The 23,869-nt window shown below is 52.6% G+C and carries 23 protein-coding genes and 1 pseudogene; 13 read left to right on the top strand and 11 right to left on the bottom strand.

Annotated features, from left to right (window positions below; genetic code table 11):
- The first annotated feature begins 127 nt into the window (after positions 1-127).
- Together tag and F4V72_RS07905 are read left to right on the top strand one after the other, a co-directional pair.
- Positions 128-709 carry a DNA-3-methyladenine glycosylase I gene (gene tag / locus F4V72_RS07910; protein WP_023247355.1) on the top strand — a complete coding sequence of 194 codons (582 nt, stop codon included), beginning with the start codon at positions 128-130 and terminating at the stop codon, positions 707-709.
- Positions 687-1,127, top strand: a complete 441-nt coding sequence (locus F4V72_RS07905; RefSeq protein WP_023247354.1) for an N-acetyltransferase — start codon at positions 687-689, stop codon at positions 1,125-1,127. The genes tag and F4V72_RS07905 overlap by 23 nt, the downstream gene beginning before the upstream one ends.
- Here F4V72_RS07905 and F4V72_RS07900 read toward each other — a convergent pair.
- Positions 1,096-3,429 carry a molybdopterin guanine dinucleotide-containing S/N-oxide reductase gene (locus F4V72_RS07900; protein WP_136057950.1) on the bottom strand — a complete coding sequence of 778 codons (2,334 nt, stop codon included), beginning with the start codon at positions 3,427-3,429 and terminating at the stop codon, positions 1,096-1,098. The two genes, F4V72_RS07905 and F4V72_RS07900, sit on opposite strands and share 32 nt — an antisense overlap.
- Before the next feature lie 152 nt (positions 3,430-3,581).
- Here F4V72_RS07900 and F4V72_RS07895 point away from each other — a divergent pair, with 152 nt between their 5' ends.
- The 3 genes from F4V72_RS07895 to F4V72_RS07885 all read left to right on the top strand — a co-directional run bounded on the left by F4V72_RS07895 (position 3,582) and on the right by F4V72_RS07885 (position 5,244).
- Complete coding sequence (locus tag F4V72_RS07895; RefSeq protein WP_023247352.1) at positions 3,582-4,241, top strand: OmpA family lipoprotein; 660 nt, start codon at positions 3,582-3,584, stop codon at positions 4,239-4,241.
- Positions 4,242-4,478: 237 nt separating this feature from the next.
- A complete protein-coding gene (locus F4V72_RS07890) occupies positions 4,479-5,009 on the top strand; it encodes a DUF2778 domain-containing protein (protein ID WP_023247351.1) in 531 nt (176 codons plus the stop codon).
- Complete coding sequence (locus tag F4V72_RS07885; protein WP_023247350.1) at positions 4,987-5,244, top strand: hypothetical protein; 258 nt, start codon at positions 4,987-4,989, stop codon at positions 5,242-5,244. Before F4V72_RS07890 ends, F4V72_RS07885 begins: the two co-directional genes overlap by 23 nt.
- A gap of 12 nt (positions 5,245-5,256) precedes the next feature.
- Here the strand turns inward: F4V72_RS07885 and F4V72_RS07880 are convergent, their stop codons facing one another.
- Complete coding sequence (locus tag F4V72_RS07880) at positions 5,257-5,745, bottom strand: Hcp family type VI secretion system effector (RefSeq protein WP_136057949.1); 489 nt, start codon at positions 5,743-5,745, stop codon at positions 5,257-5,259.
- A gap of 172 nt (positions 5,746-5,917) precedes the next feature.
- Between F4V72_RS07880 and F4V72_RS07875 the strand changes: the two are divergent.
- A pseudogene (locus tag F4V72_RS07875) lies at positions 5,918-6,334 on the top strand (NAD(P)-dependent oxidoreductase); the annotation flags it as partial.
- Positions 6,335-6,383: 49 nt separating this feature from the next.
- Here F4V72_RS07875 and F4V72_RS07870 read toward each other — a convergent pair.
- Positions 6,384-7,094, bottom strand: coding sequence for a DUF3053 domain-containing protein (locus F4V72_RS07870; RefSeq protein ID WP_000190524.1), 711 nt, complete (start codon positions 7,092-7,094; stop codon positions 6,384-6,386).
- A gap of 437 nt (positions 7,095-7,531) precedes the next feature.
- Here F4V72_RS07870 and F4V72_RS07865 point away from each other — a divergent pair, with 437 nt between their 5' ends.
- From F4V72_RS07865 to cueP, 3 genes are all read left to right on the top strand, one after another.
- Complete coding sequence (locus F4V72_RS07865) at positions 7,532-7,822, top strand: HTH-type transcriptional regulator (RefSeq protein WP_023247347.1); 291 nt, start codon at positions 7,532-7,534, stop codon at positions 7,820-7,822.
- 288 nt (positions 7,823-8,110) lie between these two features.
- On the top strand, positions 8,111-8,323 hold the full coding sequence (gene cspE, locus F4V72_RS07860) for a transcription antiterminator/RNA stability regulator CspE (RefSeq protein ID WP_000014594.1): 213 nt from the start codon (positions 8,111-8,113) through the stop codon (positions 8,321-8,323).
- Positions 8,324-8,495: 172 nt separating this feature from the next.
- Positions 8,496-9,035, top strand: a complete 540-nt coding sequence (gene cueP / locus F4V72_RS07855) for a copper-binding periplasmic metallochaperone CueP (RefSeq protein ID WP_136057948.1) — start codon at positions 8,496-8,498, stop codon at positions 9,033-9,035.
- 50 nt (positions 9,036-9,085) lie between these two features.
- On the opposite strand, the gene glyS is transcribed toward cueP, so the two are convergent.
- The 3 genes from glyS to F4V72_RS07840 all read right to left on the bottom strand — a co-directional run bounded on the left by glyS (position 9,086) and on the right by F4V72_RS07840 (position 12,517).
- Positions 9,086-11,155, bottom strand: coding sequence for a glycine--tRNA ligase subunit beta (glyS, locus tag F4V72_RS07850; protein ID WP_079817317.1), 2,070 nt, complete (start codon positions 11,153-11,155; stop codon positions 9,086-9,088).
- 9 nt (positions 11,156-11,164) lie between these two features.
- Complete coding sequence (glyQ, locus tag F4V72_RS07845; RefSeq protein WP_079779280.1) at positions 11,165-12,076, bottom strand: glycine--tRNA ligase subunit alpha; 912 nt, start codon at positions 12,074-12,076, stop codon at positions 11,165-11,167.
- Between the two features lie 138 nt (positions 12,077-12,214).
- Positions 12,215-12,517, bottom strand: a complete 303-nt coding sequence (locus F4V72_RS07840; RefSeq protein WP_000178127.1) for a YsaB family lipoprotein — start codon at positions 12,515-12,517, stop codon at positions 12,215-12,217.
- A 165-nt stretch (positions 12,518-12,682) separates the two neighbouring features.
- Between F4V72_RS07840 and F4V72_RS07830 the strand changes: the two genes are divergently transcribed.
- Complete coding sequence (locus F4V72_RS07830; protein ID WP_023247343.1) at positions 12,683-13,678, top strand: acyltransferase; 996 nt, start codon at positions 12,683-12,685, stop codon at positions 13,676-13,678.
- A gap of 22 nt (positions 13,679-13,700) precedes the next feature.
- Here F4V72_RS07830 and F4V72_RS07825 read toward each other — a convergent pair whose 3' ends face one another.
- The 3 genes from F4V72_RS07825 to xylA form a co-directional block, all read right to left on the bottom strand.
- On the bottom strand, positions 13,701-14,054 hold the full coding sequence (locus tag F4V72_RS07825) for a YiaA/YiaB family protein (RefSeq protein WP_023247342.1): 354 nt from the start codon (positions 14,052-14,054) through the stop codon (positions 13,701-13,703).
- A gap of 174 nt (positions 14,055-14,228) precedes the next feature.
- Complete coding sequence (gene xylB, locus F4V72_RS07820) at positions 14,229-15,683, bottom strand: xylulokinase (RefSeq protein WP_023247341.1); 1,455 nt, start codon at positions 15,681-15,683, stop codon at positions 14,229-14,231.
- Between the two features lie 99 nt (positions 15,684-15,782).
- On the bottom strand, positions 15,783-17,105 hold the full coding sequence (gene xylA / locus F4V72_RS07815; protein ID WP_046093843.1) for a xylose isomerase: 1,323 nt from the start codon (positions 17,103-17,105) through the stop codon (positions 15,783-15,785).
- 362 nt (positions 17,106-17,467) lie between these two features.
- Here xylA and xylR point away from each other — a divergent pair, with 362 nt between their 5' ends.
- Positions 17,468-18,646, top strand: a complete 1,179-nt coding sequence (gene xylR, locus F4V72_RS07810) for a D-xylose utilization transcriptional activator XylR (protein ID WP_000459816.1) — start codon at positions 17,468-17,470, stop codon at positions 18,644-18,646.
- A gap of 60 nt (positions 18,647-18,706) precedes the next feature.
- Here xylR and F4V72_RS07805 read toward each other — a convergent pair whose 3' ends face one another.
- The gene (locus F4V72_RS07805; protein ID WP_136057947.1) at positions 18,707-19,531 is read right to left on the bottom strand and encodes a protein bax; all 825 of its coding nucleotides are present in this window, start codon (positions 19,529-19,531) and stop codon (positions 18,707-18,709) included.
- A gap of 315 nt (positions 19,532-19,846) precedes the next feature.
- On the opposite strand from F4V72_RS07805, the gene F4V72_RS07800 reads away from it, so the two are divergent.
- Positions 19,847-21,874, top strand: coding sequence for an alpha-amylase (locus tag F4V72_RS07800; RefSeq protein ID WP_088733658.1), 2,028 nt, complete (start codon positions 19,847-19,849; stop codon positions 21,872-21,874).
- A gap of 173 nt (positions 21,875-22,047) precedes the next feature.
- On the top strand, positions 22,048-23,298 hold the full coding sequence (avtA, locus tag F4V72_RS07795; RefSeq protein ID WP_000144374.1) for a valine--pyruvate transaminase: 1,251 nt from the start codon (positions 22,048-22,050) through the stop codon (positions 23,296-23,298).
- Positions 23,299-23,334: 36 nt separating this feature from the next.
- Here the strand turns inward: avtA and F4V72_RS07790 are convergent, their stop codons facing one another.
- Positions 23,335-23,808, bottom strand: coding sequence for a 4Fe-4S dicluster domain-containing protein (locus F4V72_RS07790; protein WP_001078816.1), 474 nt, complete (start codon positions 23,806-23,808; stop codon positions 23,335-23,337).
- Positions 23,809-23,869: the final 61 nt, after the last annotated feature.

The following is a 23,869-nucleotide window of genomic DNA, read 5'->3' as shown; positions in this document are numbered from 1 at the left end:
GGCGATATTATTGTCATTGAATGAAGGATGTCGGGCATCAGCCCTGTATTAACTATTGTCCTTTTAGCGGGCCCGTCAAGGCGGGTTGAAGGAAATTTTCGCGGTAACCACAATAACGAGGAAGTCTATGCAGCGTTGCGGCTGGGTCAGCCAGGACCCCCTTTATATTGCCTATCATGACAACGAGTGGGGCATACCGGAAACTGATGGCAGAAAGTTGTTTGAAATGATCTGTCTTGAAGGTCAACAGGCCGGTTTATCCTGGATCACCGTGCTTAAAAAACGGGAGAACTATCGCGCCTGTTTTCATCAGTTTGACCCGGTACGTATCGCTGCTATGCAGGAGGAGGATGTTGAACGCCTGCTGCAGAATACGGGGATTATACGGCATCGCGGGAAAATTCAGGCCATTATCAGTAACGCCCGCGCCTGGCTTGCGATGGAGCAAAACGGCGAGCCTTTCGCCGATTTTGTCTGGTCATTCGTTGATGGCCAGCCGCAGCTCACCCAGGCGGCCAGTCTGGATGAGATCCCCACCTCAACACCTGCGTCAGATGCGCTTGCTAAGGCATTGAAAAAGCGCGGTTTCAAGTTTGTCGGTACGACTATCTGTTACTCCTTTATGCAGGCGTGCGGACTGGTCAACGACCATATTACCGGCTGTTTTTGCCATCCGGGAGAAAAACATGATTCGCAAATCCCAGAGTGAGGACATGGCGTCTATTCTGGCGCTGTGGATGAAAAGTACTATTTATGCCCATCCCTTTATCGAAGAACGTTACTGGCACGAGAGCGAAGCGATTGTGCGCGACGTCTATTTACCCGCCGCACAAACCTGGGTATGGGAAGAAAATGGACAACTGAAAGGCTTCGTCAGCGTGCTGGAAGCCCGTTTTGTCGGGGCGCTGTTTGTCGCCCCCGACGCGTTAAGACACGGCATTGGCAAAGCGCTTCTGGAATATGTACAGCAACGTTTTCCGCTGCTAAGCCTTGAGGTTTACCAGAAAAATCAAACCGCCGTAAACTTCTATCATGCGCTCGGTTTTCGCATTGAAGATAGCGCCTGGCAAGAGGATACTTCCCATCCCACCTGGATTATGAGCTGGCAGGCGGATCAAACGCCGTAAGCGGTAGCGCCGGGCCGGTATATTTCTCAAACCAGACCAACGCGGTATTGCCCGCACAACCGTTCCCCAGCCGGGAGCTGGGGAGATCTTTTGTCAGGACGTTTACCGCGCCGTTTTTACATATACCGCCTGCGGTAGGTTCAGGGTCCGGCCATGCGCCTTCGTGAATACAGATCACGCCGGGCCGAATCCCTTCGGTAACGACCGCGCCCGCCAGAATCTGCCCACGATGATTCCAGACGCGTATCGTATCGCCATCGACGATTCCGCGCGCTGTCGCATCCTGCGGATGAATCGTCGCCGGTTCGCGTCCTGCTACCGCATACCGCTCCCGTAACGAACTGTAGTTAAGCTGGCTATGCAGGCGGTGCGCCGGATGCGCGGAAAGTAACTGAACCTGCCCCGCATCGGCATTCCCGTGCCACTCATCCGGCACAAGCCACATCGGATGACCGGGACAATCCGCGTACCCATAGCTGGCAATGCGCGCAGAATAGATTTCGATTTTGCCGCTGGCCGTTTTTAGCGGATGGTTATCAGGATCGCGGCGAAAATCCGCGAAGCGCACAAACTGCGCGCTGGCGGGATTTTCCGGCATCTCCAGTAAACGGTTAGCCTGCCAGAATGCGGCAAACGGCGGCAGCGTCACCCCCAGGCTGGCGCCACGCTGGGCGGCAATATTGTAGAAGGTCTCCAGCCACGCCAGCTCGCTTTTTCCTTCAGTGAACCGAGCGTAACCGCCGGCTTCCCATCGTTCGCTCAGTTCAGCAAAAACGTCAAAATCATTCCGCGCCTCCCACCGGGGCGACACTACCTGCTTCATTGGCGCCAAATGCTGATTGCTATAGTCGCCGGTCATGGTCAAATCGTTACGCTCATAGCTGGTGGTCGCGGGCAGAACAATATCCGCGTGTTTCGCGGCGGCCGTCCAGAAACATTCAGAGATGACGACAATCTCCGGTTTTTGCCACGCGCGAATCAGACGGTTGGTATCCTGATGATGGGTGAAGTTCGCGCCGCCGGCCCACCAGATAAAACGAATATCCGGGAAGCGGCGATCCATCCCATTGTGTTGGTAAAACCCACCGGGGTTTTCCAGCGCATCGACAATACGCGCCACCGGTATTTTATCTACCGCATCGACGCCGCCCGTGATGCTCCCCTGCATCGACGCTAACACGGCGGCGCGTCGCGTCGGGTTGCCGCCGTTAGCAAAATGATAAGAAAAACCAAACCCGCCGCCAGGCGTACCAATTTGCCCCAGCATTGCGGCAAGCGTGACGATCATCCAGTGCTTTTGCTCGCCGAACTGCTGACGCTGCATTCCCCAACCGGCCATCAGCATAGTGGTGTTATGATGAAATATTTCCGCCAGTTCACGGATTTTCACCGCAGAAATGCCGCAAATCTCCGCCGCCCATTCCGCTGTTTTGGCCGTACCGTCGGTCACGCCCAAAAGATAATCGGCGAAGAGGTCATAGCCCGTCGTGCAGCGGGTAAGGAACGCTTCATCCTGCCAACCGTTTTCCACCAACGTATGGGCGATCCCCAACATTAACGCCACATCGGTGCCCATATGCGGGGCGATCCACTCCATCTTATCGCCAAAAAAGTCGACGCTTTCCGATCGCATCGGATCGATGCAGATCAGGCGCTTCCCCCTTTTTCGCAACGCCGCAAAATAATTGAGACCCTGTTCATCCGAGGCGTTCCAGGCAATTTTCAGAGTATTAAGCGGGTTCGCGCTCCAGAGCACCACGACGTCGCTGTGTTCCAGCACCACCGGCCAGCTAGTCTGCTGCTGGTAAACCTCGTTGCCACCCACCACATAAGGCATGATAGCCTGCGCCGCACCGGTGGAATAATCGCCAAGATGGCCGGTATATCCTCCCGCCAGCGCCATGTAACGCTGCAAGAGCGTGGCCGCTTTATGTAATACGCCGTTCGAACGCCAACCGTAGGAACCGGCGAAAATAGACGACGATCCATAACTTTCACGAATACGTTTGTGCTGAGCGTGGATCAGATCCAGCGCGTCATCCCAACTTACGCGAACAAACTCATCCTGCCCGCGTACGCCTTGCGGCTTATCGGGTGAAGCCAGAAACCCTTTACGCACCATCGGGAAGCGAACCCGCGTTTTACTATGCACCTGGTCATGGACAACGGTTTGCAAGGAATTTGGGTGTGCCGTCGGGAGTTCGCCATATGAGGCAAAAATGCGTTCTCCGTCGGTTTCAACGCGGACTGGCCCCCAGTGTGCAGCGGTCAATACCGAATGGCGCGATGGTGCGTGGGTCAAAGTTCGCTCCTGAATCATTGGGGTTATTTAATTTACCAGTCAATGTTACTTACAAATTTCAGATTTTTCCCTGGAATTTTCTTCATGTGCAGACGTCATAATCAACCGCCACGGTCGCTGTGGTAACAATAAAAAAGTGATAAGGATTTAAGATGAAAAAACGTGTATTTGTGATTGCTGCCATCGTAAGCGGCGCCCTGGCAGTCTCTGGCTGCACAACAAACCCTTACACCGGCGAACGCGAAGCAGGTAAATCCGGCATTGGCGCGGGTATCGGATCGCTGGTCGGCGCAGGTATCGGCGCGCTCTCCTCCTCTAAAAAAGATCGCGGTAAAGGCGCGCTGATTGGCGCAGCGGCGGGCGCAGCGCTGGGCGGCGGCGTCGGTTACTACATGGACGTACAGGAAGCGAAACTGCGTGACAAAATGCGGGGAACGGGCGTTAGCGTGACGCGAAGCGGCGATAATATCATTCTGAATATGCCGAATAACGTCACCTTCGACAGCAGTAGCGCGACGCTGAAACCGGCAGGCGCCAACACGTTAACCGGCGTGGCGATGGTGCTGAAAGAGTATCCCAGGACCGCCGTCAATGTAGTGGGTTACACCGACAGTACCGGCAGCCACGATCTGAATATGCGTCTGTCGCAGCAACGCGCTGACTCCGTCGCCAGCTCGCTGATCACGCAGGGCGTCGACGCCAGCCGTATCCGTACCAGCGGAATGGGTCCGGCGAATCCGATCGCCAGCAACAGTACGGCTGAAGGTAAGGCGCAAAACCGCCGCGTCGAAATTACCCTGAGCCCACTGTAATAAACCACTGTGCCGGGTAAGGCGACGTCGTTTTACCCGGCCTGCATTCCTTTCTACACCAGATAGCATATGTAGATATATCAGTTAGTTATGTACTCATAGTTCTTAATAAACACTCTTAACGTACAGAAATTCCCGTTTCCCAAACCACCGCTTAATAATCAATTAAGTTTTGTTTGTTAAAAAATGGTCACATGCCCTGTAAACTAAACCCACAAACCAATGAGGGATTAGCGAATGGCTCTTAATGGAAAAATGCTTTTAAATGGTGCAGATATTGCGCCGTTATCCTTTCCCGGTGTTGGAACATTTATGGCGTTTTCCGGCAACGGTGCTTATAAAAATCGTGGAGGATGTGGCAAGTTTTCAGGAACTGCTGCCGGTGATGGCCCACTGCCTGAAGGGCGATACTGGATTGTGAGCCGCGGGGGAGGTGGGAGTATCTCAAAGGGAATTGCTTACATAAAAGACACGTACAACAAATTTCATAGCGGCGCAGAATTCAGACGCGATGAATGGTTTGCGTTGTACCCGAACGACTGGAACATCGATGACACGCTCTGGATAGAAGGCGTTAAGCGCCAACATTTCCGCCTCCATCCCGGCGTATTGTCCGACGGCTGCATTACCCTTGTGAGTAATGCTGACTTCCACACTCTGCGTAATGCGCTGCTTGCTACCCAACAAATCGATGCGCCCTGTATGAAGGATTTGAAAGCATACGGCATGATCGAGGTCGTGAATAATGGCTATAACACTTGCTCGTAAGCTGGCAAAAATAGCTTGGTTTATCTGCCTGTTTTATATTGGCTTGCGCATTATCTACCCCGAAAATTTAATCAGTCTGTACACCTCTGAGCGTTTCGCGCAATGGGTATATGGATACTCTAGTCAGGAAAATTTCGACGACTTATGGGTACTGATCTGGGTGGTCTGCTCTTTTGCATTCGCCGTGGTGGGACATCTGTTTTCAATGTGGATAATCAAAAAAATGCGCCGCTAACGCCGCATTTTTTTAGACCGTCTTGCGCTCGTTCCATGCATCGGTGTACTGGACATTTCCATCCATGTAGTGCCAGGTGATTTTTTCGTAATTTAAACAGACATGCTCGACGTGGTTAATCTGAGAACTGGAAAGTTTCGTGTTCGGAATAGCTGTATTCACGCTCGTCACCTTCACATTCTCCAGGAGAATTTTGTAGTAGCACTCTTCCTGGCCTGAGTAATTTATCCGGTAGAAATGAAACTCCGCGCTCTTCAGTGCCTGGCCTGTCGCTACCGCACGGTTGAAGTAGGGGGAAGAGCTGTCTATCTCCTTCTCGATCATCATCGCTGAATGCTGACGCGTACCAGTGATTTTGCCGCTGGCACTATCAACCGGCAGGCTGAGTCCATGCGAAAGACCGATAATCTCAATACTACCTTCACGGTCTTTTACATCGACAGAATCTTTAATGTCTGCGCCACCATCGTCCTTCAACCATAAATACGCTGTAATGGACACTTTTCCTTTCTATTCAATTAGTTAGAAATCTCACATAAAAAGTGTAGTCTTTGTAAGTTGGCGAGTAAACGATCAATATATATCAGAAAATTTCCGTGTCCTAACTGCCCGCCCCGGTCTGGCCAAATAATACTAAACGTACAATAATCCCCCGTATCCAAACTCATCCCTCTATAACGCCCGCTACTGCGAGCTAGATGCTCTGTTGCAAGAAGCCGATTTTGTCTGCGTGATCCTGCCGCTAACGGCAGAAACGCGACATCTGTTTGGCGCAACACAGTTTGCCAGAATGAAATCGTCCGCCATTTTTATTAATGCCGGACGCGGCCCGGTGGTCGATGAAAACGCGCTGATTGCCGCGCTGCAAAACGGTGAAATATATGCGGCAGGTCTGGATGTCTTTGAACATGAACCGCTATCCGTGGATTCGCCCCTGCTGAGCATGTCTAATGTCGTCGCGGTGCCGCATATTGGCTCGGCAACGCATGAGATGCGCTACAACATGATGGGCTGTGCGGTGGATAATTTGATTGATGCGCTGCAGGGAAAAATAGAGAAGAACTGCGTCAATCCGCAGGCGGCGGGATAAGGCTACAGGCCCGATAAGCGCTGGCTTTCGCTTATCGGGCAAACTGTCATTACTGGGTCGCGTTTACCGCCGCCGTCCAGGCCTGATTAAACGCCTGATGCTGCGAGGCCAACGGCCCAATCAGCGCGTTATATTGGCTGGCCTGCTGTGAGGTCGGGAACTGAATGCCGTTCGCGACAAAGCTCACCTGCTCGCCCTGTTGCGCAATATAATCGCCCACTTGTACCAACTGCTGCGTAAAGATCTGCGCCGCCGGGATCAGCGGTTGCAAAGCATCTGCCGGCACGGTGACCACTTTTTTGTAGACCTGATCAAACACAGGTTTCAGGTCATCGGCCTGCTTTAACGCGCCATGCGCGGCATCAGCCTGCAGTTTTGCATTCTGCAACTGTTGCGCCAGCACGCCTAACGAACCATTTGCCTGCCGCAACGGCTCGCGTTGCGTCATATAATCCTGCGGAACGCGGATGGCGTTAACGCTATCGACCACCGGGCGCAGACCGGAATCCATCGCCTGGTTTACCTGCTGCGAGTAGCCATACAGTATCGCGTAATCAGACACGAACGGACCAAACTGTTTTTTCTGATCGGCCGTCAGCGTTGGTAAACGCTCTCCGCTACGCATTGCCGTATTCTGCAGGAAATCGACAAACGCTTTGCGCTGATCGCCTTCTTTATCAAAACACCCGCTCAGGCTAAACACCATTAATAACGCCACAACAGGCGCAAACCAGCGAGAGCAGGACTTACCTGTCGCCATTGTTAATACTCCTTTCACCCAAAAATGCGCACAACGACACCTGCGTGCCTGACGGCTTACAAGGATAGTCCAGGTCAGGCTTGCAGGATACCCTTTCCACACGATCTTGTAGCGGAAAATCACGTTTATCTGCATCAGCACTCAATTTGTTATTTTATTGTTAGTTTTTGACCTGGCGCTTCGATAAAAAACGCGGTAAGAAAGCTTTCCAGTGGGTAATGTAATATTTTTTTTATCTTTACAATTATTTTCTAAAAAACGGATATATCTTCCTGGATCAGATTGTTAGGGTCCTAAAAGTCGCGCAACGTAAGTCATCGAAACGAATCGATAGCGCTTCTTGACGGCGCCTCGCCCCCACCCGCGAGTTTCCCGACTATTCTTAATAGGCTTCGATGCACTTCACGATCCCGCTGTGTGATTTACAGGAGTTCTCAATGGAACATAAAGATCCGATGTTTGAGCTGCTGAGCAGCCTGGAACAAATTGTTTTTAAAGATGAAACGCGAAAGATCACCCTGACGCAAAAACCCAATCCTTTTACCGAATTTGAACAGTTACGGAGAGGAACGGGACTAAAAACAGATGAATTCGCCAGAGCGCTGGGCGTAACGGTTGCCATGGTTCAGGAATGGGAATCGAAACGCGAAAAACCCACACCAGCAGAGCTCAAATTGATGCGCCTGATACAGGCGAACCCACGCTTAAGTAAGCAATTGATGGAGTAATTTTTACCACTTCTTGTTTTAACGGTCCTGCGTAAGGGCCGTTTCCCCCATCCGATTCCTGGCCTGGAGAAATAAAGTAAAATAAAAGTTGCATCGCCCGGCATTACATGAGTTAATGTGCTCAACGGTTTGACGTACAGACCATTAAAGCAGTTTAGTAAGGCAAGTCCCCTTCAAGAGTTATCCATTAGATACCCCTCGTAGTGCGCATTTCCTTAACGCTTAAAAAATCTGTAAAGCACGCCATAACGCCGAAAGGCACACTTATTTTTTAAAAGGTAATACACTATGTCCGGTAAAATGACTGGTATCGTAAAATGGTTCAACGCTGATAAAGGCTTCGGCTTTATTACTCCTGATGACGGTTCTAAAGACGTGTTCGTACACTTCTCCGCAATTCAGAACGATGGTTACAAATCTCTGGATGAAGGTCAGAAAGTTTCCTTCACCATCGAAAGCGGCGCTAAAGGCCCGGCAGCTGGCAACGTAACCAGCCTGTAAGCTTAAAAAGCTCAGAATTGAAGATCCCTGCCTGATGGCGGGGATTTTTTTATTCCAATCTCCCCCTCTCCCCCCGCATAACTTTGCATTAATTTACCCTGCGTCCCTTTGACCTTTCCCTTAGGGGAACCCCTATAGTGGGCAAGGATATTGTTCACAAGGAATTGAAGTTATGTCGAAATCATCATGGTTATTACTTTTGGGTTTATGCACCAGCGGCTCCGCGCTTGCGGCATCCTCAGAATCCGCTTTTCTGGCGCAACACGGGCTTGCGGGAAAAACGGTTGAGCAGATCGTGGATACTATTGATCAGACGCCACAGAGCCGTCCTTTGCCTTACTCCGCGTCGATTACCAGTACCGAGCTCAAATTATCTGACGGAGAGCAGATTTATACGTTGCCGTTAGGCGACAAATTCTATCTCTCTTTTGCGCCTTATGAATGGCGGACACCCCCCTGCTTTAACCACAGCCTTTCCGGCTGTCAGGGAGAAATGCCGAATAAACCGTTCGCTGTAAAAGTGACAGATAGTAAAGGCTCTATCATCGTACAAAAAGAGATGCACAGCTATCGAAATGGATTTATCGGTGTTTGGCTACCGCGCAATATGGAAGGGACGCTCGAAGTAAGTTACAACGGCAAAACAGCGTCACATGCTATTGCCACCAAAGGTGACAGCCAGACCTGCCTGACAGAATTACCATTACGTTAAAAATAAAAAAACCTGCCCGAAAGCAGGTTTTTGTTTAATTAACTGAACGCTTATTGCAGTAACGAAATATCCGCTACCTGCAGGAACAGTTCGCGTAGTTTCGACAACAGCGTCAGACGGTTGATACGGATATCTTTCTCTTCCGCGTTAACCATTACATTTTCGAAGAATTCATCCACTGGCGCGCGCAGAGCGGCCAACTCAATCAACGCTTCCTGATAACGACCATCGGCAAAGTACGGCTGAAGCTTATCACGCAGCACAACCAGATGTCTGGCCAACTCAATTTCCGCCGCTTCTTTCAGTACGGAGGCGTGGACGATATCGTTCAGCGGCTCAGTGGCTTTCGCCAGAATGTTGGAGACGCGCTTGTTAGCCGCCGCCAGCGCAGAGGCTTCTTCCAGGGTGCGGAAATGAGACACCGCCTTCATGCGGGCATCAAAATCTGCCGGACGGGTCGGACGACGCGCCAGAACAGCCTGAATGGTGTCGACGGTATAGCCTTCATCCTGATACCAGGCCCGGAAGCGACCCAGCATAAAATCGATCACGTCATCGACTACGTTGGCGTTGGTCAGCTTGTCGCCATACAGACGCACCGCCTCTTCGGTCAGCGTTTGCAGATCAAGAGCGAGGTTCTTCTCAACGATGATACGCAGCACGCCCAGCGCGGCTCGGCGCAGCGCAAACGGGTCTTTGTCACCTTTAGGATGCTGACCAATACCGAATATACCCGCCAAAGTATCCATCTTATCCGCGATCGCCAGCGCGCAGGCCACCGGGTTAGAAGGCAGCTCATCCCCGGCAAAACGCGGCTGATACTGTTCGTTCAACGCCACAGCAACATCTTCCGCTTCGCCATCATGGCGCGCGTAGTGCATCCCCATCACGCCCTGCGTGTCGGTGAACTCGAAGACCATGTTGGTCATCAGGTCGCACTTGGAGAGCAGGCCCGCACGAGTGGCGTGGTTGACGTCAGCGCCAATCTGACCGGCAATCCAGCCCGCCAGCGCCTGAATACGGTCGGTCTTGTCGCGCAGCGTGCCCAGTTGTTGCTGGAACAGGACGGTTTGCAGACGCGGCAGATGGTCTTCCAGACGTTTTTTACGGTCGGTATTGAAGAAGAATTCAGCATCTGCCAGACGCGGACGCACCACTTTCTCGTTACCGGAGATAATTTGTTGCGGATCTTTCGACTCGATGTTGGCGACGAAGATAAAGTTCGGCAGCAGCTTGCCCGCGTTGTCATAAACCGGGAAATACTTCTGGTCGCCCTTCATGGTGTACACCAGCGCTTCGGCAGGCACGGCGAGGAATTTCTCTTCGAATTTCGCCGTCAACACCACTGGCCATTCCACCAGCGAGGCGACCTCTTCCAGCAGGCTTTCGCTCAGGTCGGCATTGCCGCCAATCTTGCGTGCCGCCTCTTCCGCATCCGCTTTGATTTTGGCTTTACGCGCTTCGTAGTCCGCAATGACTTTACCGCGCTCCAGCAGAATTTGCGGGTACTGATCGGCACTGTCGATGGTGAACTCCGGCTCGCCCATAAAGCGATGGCCGCGAATCACGCGATCGGACTGAATACCCAGAATAGTCGCCGGAATGACGTTATCGCCCAACAGCAGGGTTACAGTATGCACCGGACGCACGAAATGCACGTCAGACGCACCCCAGCGCATCAGTTTCGGGATCGGCAGCTTAGCGAGCGACGTGGCCACCATATCAGGCACCAGAGCTTCGGTACTTTCGCCCTTCATGTGGGCGCGATACAGCAACCATTCGCCTTTGTCGGTCTTCAGACGCTCGGCCTGGTCAACGGTGATCCCGCAGCCGCGCGCCCAGCCTTCTGCTGCTTTGCTCGGTTTACCTTCGGCGTCGAACGCCTGAGCAATCGCCGGACCACGTTTTTCGACTTCGCGATCGGGCTGAGATTCAGCAAGGTTCGCCACCTTCAGCGCCAGACGACGCGGGGCGGCAAACCATTCAACGTTACCGTGCGCGAGGCCGGCGTTATCCAGCTCCGCAGTGAAGTTCGCAGCAAAGGACTCCGCCAGGCTGCGCAGGGCTTTTGGTGGCAGCTCTTCAGTGCCGATTTCCACCAGAAAAGTTTTCTCAGACATGGCCGCCTCTTACTTGTCTTTGTTGCACATCGGGAAGCCGAGGGCTTCACGGGAAGCATAATAAGCTTCTGCCACTGCTTTGGTCAGGGTGCGAATACGCAAAATGTAGCGCTGACGCTCGGTGACGGAGATGGCTTTACGCGCATCCAGCAGGTTGAAGCTATGGGCGGCTTTCAGAATACGCTCGTAGGCCGGCAGCGGCAGCGGGTTTTCCAGCGACAGCAGTTGCTGGGCTTCTTTTTCATACTGCTCGAAGCAAGTGAATAAGAAATCCACATCGGCGTATTCAAAGTTATAGGTGGACTGCTCCACTTCGTTTTGATGGAACACATCGCCGTAGGTGGTTTTACCCAGCGGGCCGTCGCTCCAGACCAGGTCGTAAACGCTGTCCACGCCCTGAATGTACATCGCCAGACGTTCCAGGCCGTAGGTGATTTCACCGGTCACCGGTTTACATTCCAGACCGCCAACCTGCTGGAAGTAGGTGAACTGCGTCACTTCCATGCCGTTCAGCCACACTTCCCAGCCCAGCCCCCAGGCGCCCAGCGTCGGGTTTTCCCAGTTGTCTTCCACAAAACGGATGTCGTGGATCGTCGGGTCCATACCCAGCTCTTTTAAAGAACCGAGGTACAGTTCCTGAATATTCTCCGGGGACGGTTTAATCACCACCTGAAACTGATAATAGTGCTGTAAACGGTTCGGGTTTTCGCCATAGCGACCATCTGTCGGACGACGAGAAGGCTGCACATAGGCAGTCGCCATCGGCTCTGGCCCCAACGCGCGCAGGCAGGTCATTGGGTGAGAGGTTCCCGCGCCGACTTCCATGTCCAATGGTTGAACAATGGTGCAGCCCTGGCGAGCCCAGTAATCCTGTAAGGTCAGGATCAAGCCCTGGAAGGTCCTGGTATCAAACTTTTGCATATTATTTCGTGCTGGATACGTGTGGATTTAAAGGAAGGAGTCAGTATACCCGCTGGATGCGAGATATACAGTATGAAACAGGTTTGTTTAGCGAAAATTGCCGGATTTCGCGGCATCACACCTCACCAGACGCGGCTTTTACCGCATAGAAAGATGTAAAAACTGCCCATCTGCATCAAAAGAGCAGACAAAACTCTCTTTACGGAAGGTATTACCACGCATCTCATAGCTTCCCTGAAACTGTTCGAAGCCGGTAACAGCAATTTTCTGTGCGCCAGTGTTGTAACGCTGTGCCGCCTGAGCTTTACACAATGCTTCCATATCCAGCGTGCGTGTTGGGCTCACTTTACTCTGCTGGGCTTTCTGCATCGGTGGCTGCGTCGCTGTGCATCCCACCAGCGCGATGGCTATCATCACAGGACAAAAATACTTCATTGTCATTTTTATTACCGTCTGGTTTGCTGGTCAGTCTTATTATTAAGGTTTGTGGGTAACAGACGCATTGTGCGAATCTCCTTACGCCATCACAAGATGTAGCGTAAAAAGTCGGATTTTTCCAGTGAGCCACCACGCTGGAACCCTATTGAAACAGAAGCTGAGGAACTAATGCAGCCTAAAATTAACTGGATTGATAACTTGCGAGGGATCGCCTGTTTAATGGTAGTGATGATCCATACCACAACGTGGTATATCACCAACGCCCACAGCGTCAGCCCGCTAAACTGGGATATTGCGAATGTCCTGAATTCGGCTTCTCGTGTTAGCGTTCCCCTGTTTTTTATGATTTCAGGCTATCTTTTTTTTGGCGAGCGCAGCGCGCAACCTCGGCATTTCTTACGTATCGCCCTCTGCCTTATCTTTTACAGCGTTGTCGCCCTGGCTTACATTTCACTTTTTACTTCGATCAACGTCGAGCTCTCGCTAAAAAATGTGCTGCAAAAACCCGTGTTCTATCACCTGTGGTTTTTCTTTGCGATTGCGGTGATCTACCTGGTATCGCCATTAATCCAGGTAAAAAATGTGAGCGGCAAAATGCTCCTGACGCTGATGGTGGTCATTGGCATTATTGCTAACCCAAATACTGTGCCGCAAAAAATCGGCGGCGTTGAATGGTTGCCCATCAACCTGTATATCAGCGGTGACACGTTCTACTACATTCTCTACGGTATGCTGGGCCGCGCCATTGGAATGATGGAGACGCAAAAGCAATCGCTGACGCTTATCTGCGCCGCCCTGTTCATCATCGCGGTAGTTATTATTTCTCGCGGCACATTGCATGAATTACGCTGGCGCGGAAATTTTGCCGATACCTGGTATCTGTATTGCGGTCCCATGGTGTTTATTTGCGCCGTCTCACTGTTCACGGTAGTTAAAAATAAGCTGAATGCGCGGACGTTACCTGGACTGGGGCTTATCTCCCGCCACTCGTTGGGTATTTATGGTTTTCACGCGCTGATTATCCATGCGCTACGCACCAATGGTCTGGAATTAAAACGTTGGCCACCGTTAGATATCGTGTGGGTTTTTGCCGCAACGGTAACAGGAAGCCTGTTGCTTTCCATGCTGTTACAGCGTATTGATAAACGGAAATGGGTTAGCTAAACGACAATGATGGCTCCGGCCATCATTCATCATCACTGTAGGAAGCGTAAAGATCGGTTCCATATATACTGACCACCAGTGCCGCCAGACAAAATATTTTCAGCGCGCCCGCCAGTTCCAGATTCAATACGCCAACCGCGACCATGCCGATGCCAAGCAACAGTAAATATTTGCAACGAGAAAGCAGGCGGTCATTCCCCGTGTGTTCCTGGCGAATTAAGACTGGAAAACCGCACATGACCATTGCCGCAAAAAAATATCCCTTTTCGCTTAATGTATGACAGGCTGGCCACAGTCCCACCAGGTATACCACTGCACCGACGACTAACATTCCCAGACCGAATACCCGTTTTCTACGCGTAACGTGATCGTCCATATCACTCTCCTTGTGGATGAGTGAAACACATTAAGCGAAGAAATAGCGATGAAAAAGGCGCCGGCTCAGCAATAATATAAAAATCAGAAAACACACATACTTACTTCGATATAATTCAATAGAATCAATATTTACGAAAAATGCCTTTCAGCCAAAACCGAAAGGCATTCTGACTTATGACATCAACGGCAACAGTTGCTGATAGAGTCGACGGAAGGTTTCACGGCGTTGTTGATAAACCGCATAACGCTGTGCATCAGGATAGTGCGCCTGCTCCAGCGGCAACTGCGGCAGTACATCGGCGAGCGGGGTCTGTTTATTCACCGCAATTTGCGCCAGACGCGCCGCGCCCAGCGCTGGCCCGACATCGCCGCCAGTACGATAATCAAGCTGTAGCCCGCTAATATCAGATAGCATCTGACGCCAGTATTCGCTGCGCGCCCCGCCGCCGATAAGCGTCACGCCGGCGGGTTTGACGCCGCAGGCGTGAACCACATCCATGCCGTCCGCCAGAGCATATCCCACGCCTTCCAGTACCGCCCGCGCCAGTTCCGCCGGGCCATGCTGATGGGTTAAACCAAAGAAAACGCCTTTTGCCTGCGGATTATTGTGCGGCGTGCGCTCGCCGGACAGGTACGGCAAAAACCAGACAGGATCGGTATGCTCATCCGCCTGCTGTGCGGCGACAATCAGCGCCGGGACGTTCTCCTGCCCGGTGAGTTTAGCCGCCCAGTCCAGACAAGAAGCGGCGCTCAACATCACAGACATTAAATGCCAGCGTTCCGGCAGCGCATGGCAAAAACTGTGTACTGCGCTTTCCGGTTTACTCAGAAAGCCGTCGCTGACGGCAAAATAGACGCCCGATGTTCCGAGTGAGAGCATCGCCTGTCCGGCATTGATCATTCCTACGCCGACCGCGCCAGCCGCATTGTCGCCGCCGCCCGCCACCACGGGTACTGTTGGCATTCCCCATGCGCTGGCTACCTCTGGCAGCAACGTTCCGGTAATTTCACTACCTTCAAATAACGCTGGCATCTGCTGTCGGGTTAAATGACAGGCGTTGAGCATAACGTCGCTCCAGTCACGTTTTTTCACGTCCAGCCACATCGTTCCCGCCGCATCCGACATATCGCTGGCAAAGACGCCCGTCATTCGCAGCCGCAGAAAATCTTTCGGCAGCAGGACCTTGTCTATCTGGCGGAAAATATCCGGCTCGTGGCGCTGCACCCAGACTAATTTGGGCGCGGTAAAACCGGGCATCATCAGATTACCGGTTATCGCACGCGACTGCGGGGCCTGTTTTTCCAGCCAGGCGCACTCTTCGCTACAGCGTCCGTCATTCCATAAAATTGCTGGTCGCAGAACTTGCTGACGGCTATCAAGCAATGTCGCGCCATGCATTTGTCCGGCGATCCCCAATGCCCGGACGCCACTTAACGACTGTTGCCGGCCTAAACCTTTAACCGCGCGATCCGTCGCCTGCCACCACTGCTCTGGTTCCTGTTCCGACCATAAGGGATGCGGACGCGATACGGTCAGTGTTTCAGTATGCGTAGCCAGCACATCGCCCTGCTCATTCAACAGGATAGCCTTTACACCCGATGTACCAAGATCGATCCCGATATACATATTGTGGATTCCTTTACTGAAAGCGCCCGGCAGCGCTACGCTTACCGGGCTAACCACGACTACAGGCCGGGCCAACGCGGAGTCGCCCGGTAGCTATAGTTATTTATCAAACAGATAACGGTTAACCAGATTTTCTAACAGCTCCTGATGACCGCTTTGATGTACCGGCGCCAGATTGTGCTGCTCCGCATACTGCGCCAGTTCGCCTAAGGAGAATTGCCCTTTCAGAATCTGCTGCCCCAGCTCGCCATTCCAGCCGGCATAGCGCTTCGCCACGCGCTTATCCAGCTCGCCGTCTTCGACCATACGCGCGGCGATTTTCAGCGACAGCGCCATCGTATCCATCGCGCCGATATGGCCGTAGAACAGATCGTATTTATCGGTGCTCTGGCGACGAACTTTGGCGTCGAAGTTGAGACCGCCCGTCGTGAAGCCGCCCGCTTTCAGGATTTCGTACATCACCAGCGCGTTCTCTTCAACGCTAATCGGGAACTGATCGGTATCCCAGCCCAGTTGCGCATCGCCGCGGTTGGCGTCAACGGAGCCAAAAATACCCAGCGCGATAGCGGTCGCGATCTCATGGTGGAAAGAGTGGCCCGCCAGCGTCGCGTGGTTCGCTTCAATATTCACTTTGATCTCTTTTTCCAGACCGAACTGTTTGAGGAAGCCATAGACCGTTGCAACGTCATAATCATACTGATGTTTTGTCGGTTCCTGCGGTTTCGGTTCAATCAGCAGCGTGCCCTGGAAACCCATTTTATGTTTGTGCTCGACCACCATTTGCATAAAGCGGCCAATTTGTTCGCGTTCCTGGCGCAGATCGGTATTCAGCAACGTTTCATAACCTTCGCGTCCGCCCCACAGTACGTAATTTTCGCCGCCCAGTTTGTGCGTGGCGTTCATTGCCGTAACCACTTGCGTCGCTGCCCAGCTAAAGACCTCCGGGTCCGGGTTAGTGGCGGCGCCTGCGCCATAGCGCGGGTTGGTAAAGCAGTTCGCCGTTCCCCACAGCAGTTTTACGCCGCTCTGCTCCTGTTTCGCCGCCAGCACATCCACCATCTGCGCGAAGTTGTTTTTATACTCTTTCAACGACGCGCCTTCCGGCGACACATCCACATCATGGAAGCAATAAAAAGGCACATTCAGTTTGTGGAAAAATTCAAACGCCACGTCCGCTTTGCGTTTCGCCAGCTCCAGCGCTTCGCCCGGTTGCTGCCACGGACGATTAAACGCGCCTACGCCAAACATATCCGCGCCGTTCCAGCAGAAGGTATGCCAGTAACAGGCCGCGAAACGCAGGTGATCTTCCATACGTTTGCCTAAAACCAGCTCATCGGGATTGTAATGACGAAATGCCAGCGGGTTAGTCGATTGAGGGCCTTCATAGCGAACACGATCGAGTTGGTCAAAATAAGCCTGCATAGTGAGCTCCATAATCAGATAATACGGCAAGTAAACGACATAACGTCATACTGGAATTTCCTGATTTATTGCTCAATTACGTTATTTCACACCGCTATTAAGAGAATACCCAAATGTGCTCTGGCTCTCAAAAAAATGCTGAAAACCGCAGAAGAAAAAAGCGATCGCGATCGAATCCTGGCAAATAAACAAAAAACCGTAATACATAGATAAGAAATGACAATTGTCATCCGCCGTTTGCTGTGATGAATTTCGCATAACGCTTCAGGCGCAAAATAATTTGCCATCATTCGCCAGGCCGTTATGTCAGCCGTTTTGATAGTATCCACAAGTCCAGGTCCACTTTTGCAGGATATATCCTCATGTTTGATAAACGTCACCGCATCACTCTGTTATTTAACGCGAATAAAGCCTACGACCGTCAGGTAGTGGAGGGTGTGGGTGAATATTTACAAGCCTCGCAATCCGAATGGGATATATTTATTGAGGAAGATTTCCGTGCCCGTATCGATAACATTAAAGAGTGGTTAGGCGACGGCGTTATTGCCGATTACGATGATGACGATATCGCGCAATTATTGGCCGATGTCGACGTACCGATTGTCGGGGTCGGCGGTTCTTACCATCTTGCTGAAAATTATCCCGCCGTTCATTACATCGCCACGGATAACCATGCGCTCGTTGAAAGCGCTTTCCTGCATTTAAAAGAAAAAGGCGTCAACCGCTTCGCGTTTTACGGTTTGCCCGCCTCCAGCCGTAAACATTGGGCAGCGGAACGGGAATACGCCTTTCGCCAACTGGTCGCCGAGGAAAAATACCGCGGCGTAGTCTATCAGGGGCTGGAAACCGCGCCGGAAAACTGGCAGCACGCGCAAAATCGCCTCGCCGACTGGCTTCAAACGCTGCCGCCGCAAACCGGCATCATTGCCGTGACGGATGCCCGCGCCCGTCACGTATTGCAGGTCTGCGAACACCTGCATATTCCGGTGCCGGAAAAACTTTGCGTTATCGGTATTGATAACGAAGAGTTAACCCGTTATCTGTCGCGCGTCGCGCTTTCCTCCGTCGCGCAGGGGGCGCGGCAAATGGGCTATCAGGCGGCGAAACTGCTGCACCGTTTGCTGGCGCGTGAAGAGATGCCTTTACAGCGTATTCTGGTGCCGCCGGTGCGTGTCATTGCGCGCCGCTCGACAGACTACCGCTCCCTGACCGATCCGGCGGTTATCCAGGCGATGCACTTTATTCGTAACCATGCCTGTAAGGGCATTAAAGTCGAGCAGGTGCTGGACGCGGTTGGGATTTCACGTTCAAACCTGGAAAAACGTTTTAAGGAAGAGGTTGGCGAGACGATACATGCAGTGATCCACGCCGAAAAGCTGGAAAAAGCGCGTAGTTTGTTGGTTTCCACCACGTTGGCGATAAACGAAATTTCGCAAATGTGCGGCTACCCCTCGCTGCAATATTTCTATTCGGTGTTTAAAAAGGAGTACGATACCACGCCTAAGGAGTATCGTGACCAGCATAGTGAAGTGTTGTTGTAGTTTATCCAGCCTACAGACGCCTTGTAAGCCGGATAGCGTAGCGCCATCCGGCACACAGAATTACATATGTGCGGCGATCAGGCGCTGGTTGTCCTGGTACATCGCGAACAAGTAGTTGTTATAGCGCGACCCCTGGGTAGAGTAGCCCTTCAGCTTATGAATCATCGCCGTGGCGGTGACTTCCTGATCCGCCTTACGCAGTTGGGCGCGCGACTTGCGGAAAGAAGAATAAGCCGGATGCGTGTTCAGGTTGGTGACATACGCGCTCACCGACTCCTTAACCGACGCGAATTGCGAATAACCTTTCATCTTACCCGGCGCATTGGTACAACGCCCTTTCGTGCACTTCATGCCGAACAGGTTATTGTTGCTACGCGCCAGTTTAGAGGTTCCCCAGCCGCTTTCCGCCGCCGCCATCGTCGCCACCATGCTGGTTGGAATAATGTCGACGCGCTCCAGCAACGTATTCCACGGAATACGACGCGTATTGCCGGACCAGCTCACTTTATAGCGCTTCGCGATATCTTTCATACGCGCGCGTTCAGACGGCGACCAGCGGTTCTGGTACTGTTTTGAGATCAGCCAGTTACGGTCCGCGGTAATCGCAGCATTTTGGCTGGTGATGTAAGGCATAACGGTCCGGAGAAACGCTTTTTTTCTGGGGGTTCCGGAAGGGTATTTTCGCAAATCAGGAAGTGAACTGCTCTTTGCACTATTGCGAGAATACTCTTGTTTACTGCTAACCTGTTTATAACTTGTCTCGGTTATGTGGGACTTTTGACTCGTTTGCGTTGCGTGCGTCTTTGCCAGCACCTCACCCGAAAATGCGATGGTGAGTAACATAAGAATCATTGCCCCATATCGTCGCATGGGAGTCAATATCATTAGGTCTCCTGGTCGGATTGATACATTCCAACACCTTTTATTTTTCACGAAGTTAAGGTACGAACCCCAAATTCTAGCAAAAATAGGCTTAAAAAGCACCTCAGGGAATAGGCTTAATCCGAAACTATGTCACGCCTTAACGATAACAGACAGCAATAATGCCAGTAAAATGTGGTGCTTATCGCAAATAGACGCGTTTTTTTGCGCCTCGTCGCTCACCCTCGCGCCTCCTCCTGCGCGACTCTCTGTTTGGGAGGAGTTTATTCGCCTAAAAACCAGGCAAACTGATGAATATTGCCCATAAAGGATAGCGTGATGAAACTTGCCGCCTTCGCTCTGACGCTGATACCCGGTATCGCGATCGCCTCCTCATGGAGCTCGCCAGGCTTTCCGACGTTCTCGGCGCAGGAAACCGGACGCTTTACCAGCCATGCTGCGTTAACAAAAGGTACGCGTGCGTTAACGCTCCATATTGATCAGCAGTGCTGGCAGCCCGTCGGCGCCATAAAACTCAACCAGATGTTGTCGTTAAAACCCTGCGAAGGCGCGCCGCCGCAATGGCGTCTGTTTAAAGATGGCGACTATACACTAACGGTAGATACCCGCTCCGGTACGCCGACCCTGTTGTTATCGATAAAAACTGAACCTGAACGCACAGCGCAGCTCGCCTACCAGTGTCCCGTCTGGGATGATTCGCCGCTCACGCTGGATGTTAGCCAAACCTTTCCAGAAGGAACGGTAGTGCGCGATTATTACAGTGGTCAAACCGATACCGTCCAAAACGGGCAAATCACGCTGCAACCTGCCGACAGCCACGGGCTTTTATTGCTGGAACGCGCGGAAACCCATGCGTCAGCGCCTTTTAACTGGCGCAACGCCACCGTTTATTTTGTGCTTACGGATCGCTTTCGCAATGGCGATCCAACCAATGACCACAGCTATGGTCGCCATAAGGATGGTATGCAAGAGATTGGCACTTTCCACGGCGGCGATTTACGCGGGTTGACGAGTCAACTGGACTATCTACAGCAATTAGGCGTGAACGCCTTGTGGATAAGCTCTCCGTTTGAACAGATCCACGGCTGGGTCGGCGGCGGAACAAAAGGCGATTTTCCTCATTACGCCTATCACGGCTATTACACTCAGGACTGGACGACGCTGGATGCCAATATGGGCAGCGAAGCCGATCTCCGTGCGCTGGTCGACGGCGCGCACCAGCGCGGCATCCGTATTTTATTTGACGTAGTAATGAATCATGCCGGTTACGCCACGCTGGCGGATATGCAGGAGTATCAGTTCGGCGCGCTCTATTTATCCGGCGCGGAACGGCAAAAAATTTTCGGCGATCGTTGGACAAACTGGCGACCCGCCGCCGGACAAAGCTGGCACAGCTTTAACGACTACATCAACTTCAGCGACAGCGCCGCCTGGGAAAAATGGTGGGGGAAAAAGTGGATTCGTACCGATATTGGCGACTACGACAGTCCGGGATTTGACGATTTAACCCTGTCGCTGGCCTTCCTGCCGGATATAAAAACGGAATCTACCACGCCTTCCGGCGTACCCGCGTTCTATGCCAACAAACCCGATACTAAAGCAAAGTTCATTGAGGGCTATACGCCACGGGATTATCTGACTCACTGGTTAAGCCAGTGGGTGCATGATTACGGCATTGACGGGTTCCGGATCGATACCGCCAAACATGTTGAGCTTCCTGCCTGGCAACAGCTAAAAACCCAGACCAGCGCGGCGTTACGTGAATGGAAGCAGGCTAATCCGGACAAAGCACTGGATGATAGCCCGTTCTGGATGACTGGCGAAGCGTGGGGCCACGGCGTCATGAAAAGTGATTATTATCGCTATGGTTTCGACGCGATGATCAATTTTGATTATCAGGAGCAGGCGGCGAAAGCGGTCGATTGCCTGGCGGAAATGGGGCCAGTCTGGCAGCAAATGGCGGATAAAATGCAGGATTTCAACGTATTAAGTTACCTCTCCTCGCATGATACGCGCCTTTTCCGTGAGAGCGGTGATAAAGCGGCGGAACTGCTGCTGCTTTCGCCGGGCGCGGTGCAGATCTTTTACGGCGATGAATCCGCTCGTCCCTTCGGCCCCACCGGCTCCGACCCGCTGCAAGGCAACCGTTCAGATATGAACTGGCAGGACGTGAGCGGAAAGTCAGCCGCAGCCGTCGCGCACTGGCAGCGTATTAGCCAGTTCCGCGCCAGACACCCCGCCATCGGCGCAGGCCAACAAACCACGCTGACGCTAAAACACGGATACGGTTTTGTACGCCAGTACGGCGACGATACTGTGATGGTCGTCTGGGCGGGCCGCCGCTAATCGTGACGCTACCGGTCCCTTCGCGTACCGGTAGCTCCTTCAAAATAAAAAACTAACCTGGTAAAAATCTGTAGCATAAAACATCAAAACCACCGCCTCCCTCCCATTTGCGCCCCGCCATTTGTAGCGTTATGGTTATCCACTTTGACAGACAGTTCGATAGATCACCCGTTATGACATTTTCACTTTTCGGCGATAAATTTACCCGCCATTCAGGCATTACCCGCCTGATGGAGGATCTCAACGACGGTTTACGCACGCCAGGCGCCATCATGCTTGGCGGCGGTAACCCGGCGCACATCCCTGCAATGCAGGATTATTTCCAGACGCTACTGGCAGAGATGGTAGAAAGCGGCAAAGCCGCTGATGCGCTTTGTAATTATGACGGTCCCCAGGGAAAAACGGCGCTACTGACTGCACTGGCCGCACTGCTACGTGAAGCGCTGGGATGGGATATCGAACCACAGAATATTGCGCTGACAAATGGCAGTCAGAGCGCGTTTTTCTACTTGTTTAATCTCTTCGCTGGACGCCGCGCCGACGGCAGTACGAAAAAGGTACTATTCCCGCTTGCGCCGGAATACATCGGCTATGCGGATTCCGGTCTGGAAGACGATCTCTTCGTTTCGGCGCGCCCGAATATTGAACTGCTGCCGGAAGGCCAGTTTAAGTATCACGTCGATTTTGAGCATCTGCACATCGGCGAAGAAACGGGGATGATTTGCGTCTCGCGTCCGACCAACCCGACCGGTAACGTTATCACCGACGAAGAGCTGATGAAGCTGGACAGACTGGCGAATCAGCACAACATCCCACTGGTGATTGATAACGCTTACGGCGTACCGTTTCCGGGCATTATCTTTAGCGAGGCGCGCCCGCTGTGGAACCCAAATATTATCCTATGCATGAGCCTCTCGAAGCTGGGGCTGCCCGGCTCCCGCTGCGGGATTATCATCGCCAATGATAAGACGATTACCGCCATTGCCAACATGAACGGCATTATCAGCCTTGCGCCCGGCGGCATGGGTCCGGCGATGATGTGCGAAATGATTAAGCGTAACGATCTGCTACGGCTGTCGGAAACGGTTATCAAACCTTTCTACTATCAGCGCGTTCAACAGACGATCGCGATCATTCGTCGCTATTTATCCGAAGAACGCTGCCTGATTCATAAACCGGAAGGCGCAATATTTTTGTGGCTGTGGTTTAAAGATCTGCCGATTACCACCGAGCTGCTCTATCAGCGCTTGAAAGCGCGCGGCGTGCTGATGGTGCCGGGCCACTATTTCTTTCCCGGGCTGGATAAACCCTGGCCACACACACACCAGTGTATGCGGATGAACTACGTGCCTGAACCGGACAAAATCGAGGCGGGCGTAAAAATTCTGGCAGAAGAGATAGAACGCGCCTGGCGTGAAGGCTGACGGCTATTCCGGCCATCATGCAGGCCGGAACGACGTTCAGAAAGGTTGAGAATAGAGGCGCTGGCGCTGCACGTGTGTTGCGTCAACGCACTGTAAGGCCTGGGTCGGGCAGGCTTCCACGCACGCCGGTCCCGCTTCCCGATGCCAGCAAAGATCGCATTTAATCGCCTGTGCGCCTGACGCGGACGCCACCACGGTCATCGCGCCAAACGGGCAAGCCAGCATACAGCTTTTACAACCAATGCAGCGCGATGGCGTCACGAAGATATGTCCCCGATCGCGGCGAATTGCCTGTACCGGACAGACATTCGCGCACGGCGCGTCCTCACACTGATGGCAGACCGTGGCCGTGGTGAAGCTATCCTCTTTTATCACCCGGATACGCGGCACAAAGTCCGCCGTCGTCACCGCCGCGCTATTCTGCTGTTCCTGATGAGACACCACGCAGGCGACCTCGCAGGTACGACACCCGATACACGCCGACGCATCCGCCATAATAAACCGGTTCATTGTTCTCCCCCTGCGTTAAAACGTCAGAATGCCAGAGGGCAATTCCCCGCCGCTTTGATCC

This window comes from Salmonella enterica subsp. diarizonae (genome assembly GCF_008692785.1).
Taxonomy (GTDB): Bacteria; Pseudomonadota; Gammaproteobacteria; order Enterobacterales; family Enterobacteriaceae; genus Salmonella; species Salmonella diarizonae.
Note: the sequence above shows the minus strand (reverse complement) of the source record. Positions and strands in the feature narration are given on the sequence as shown.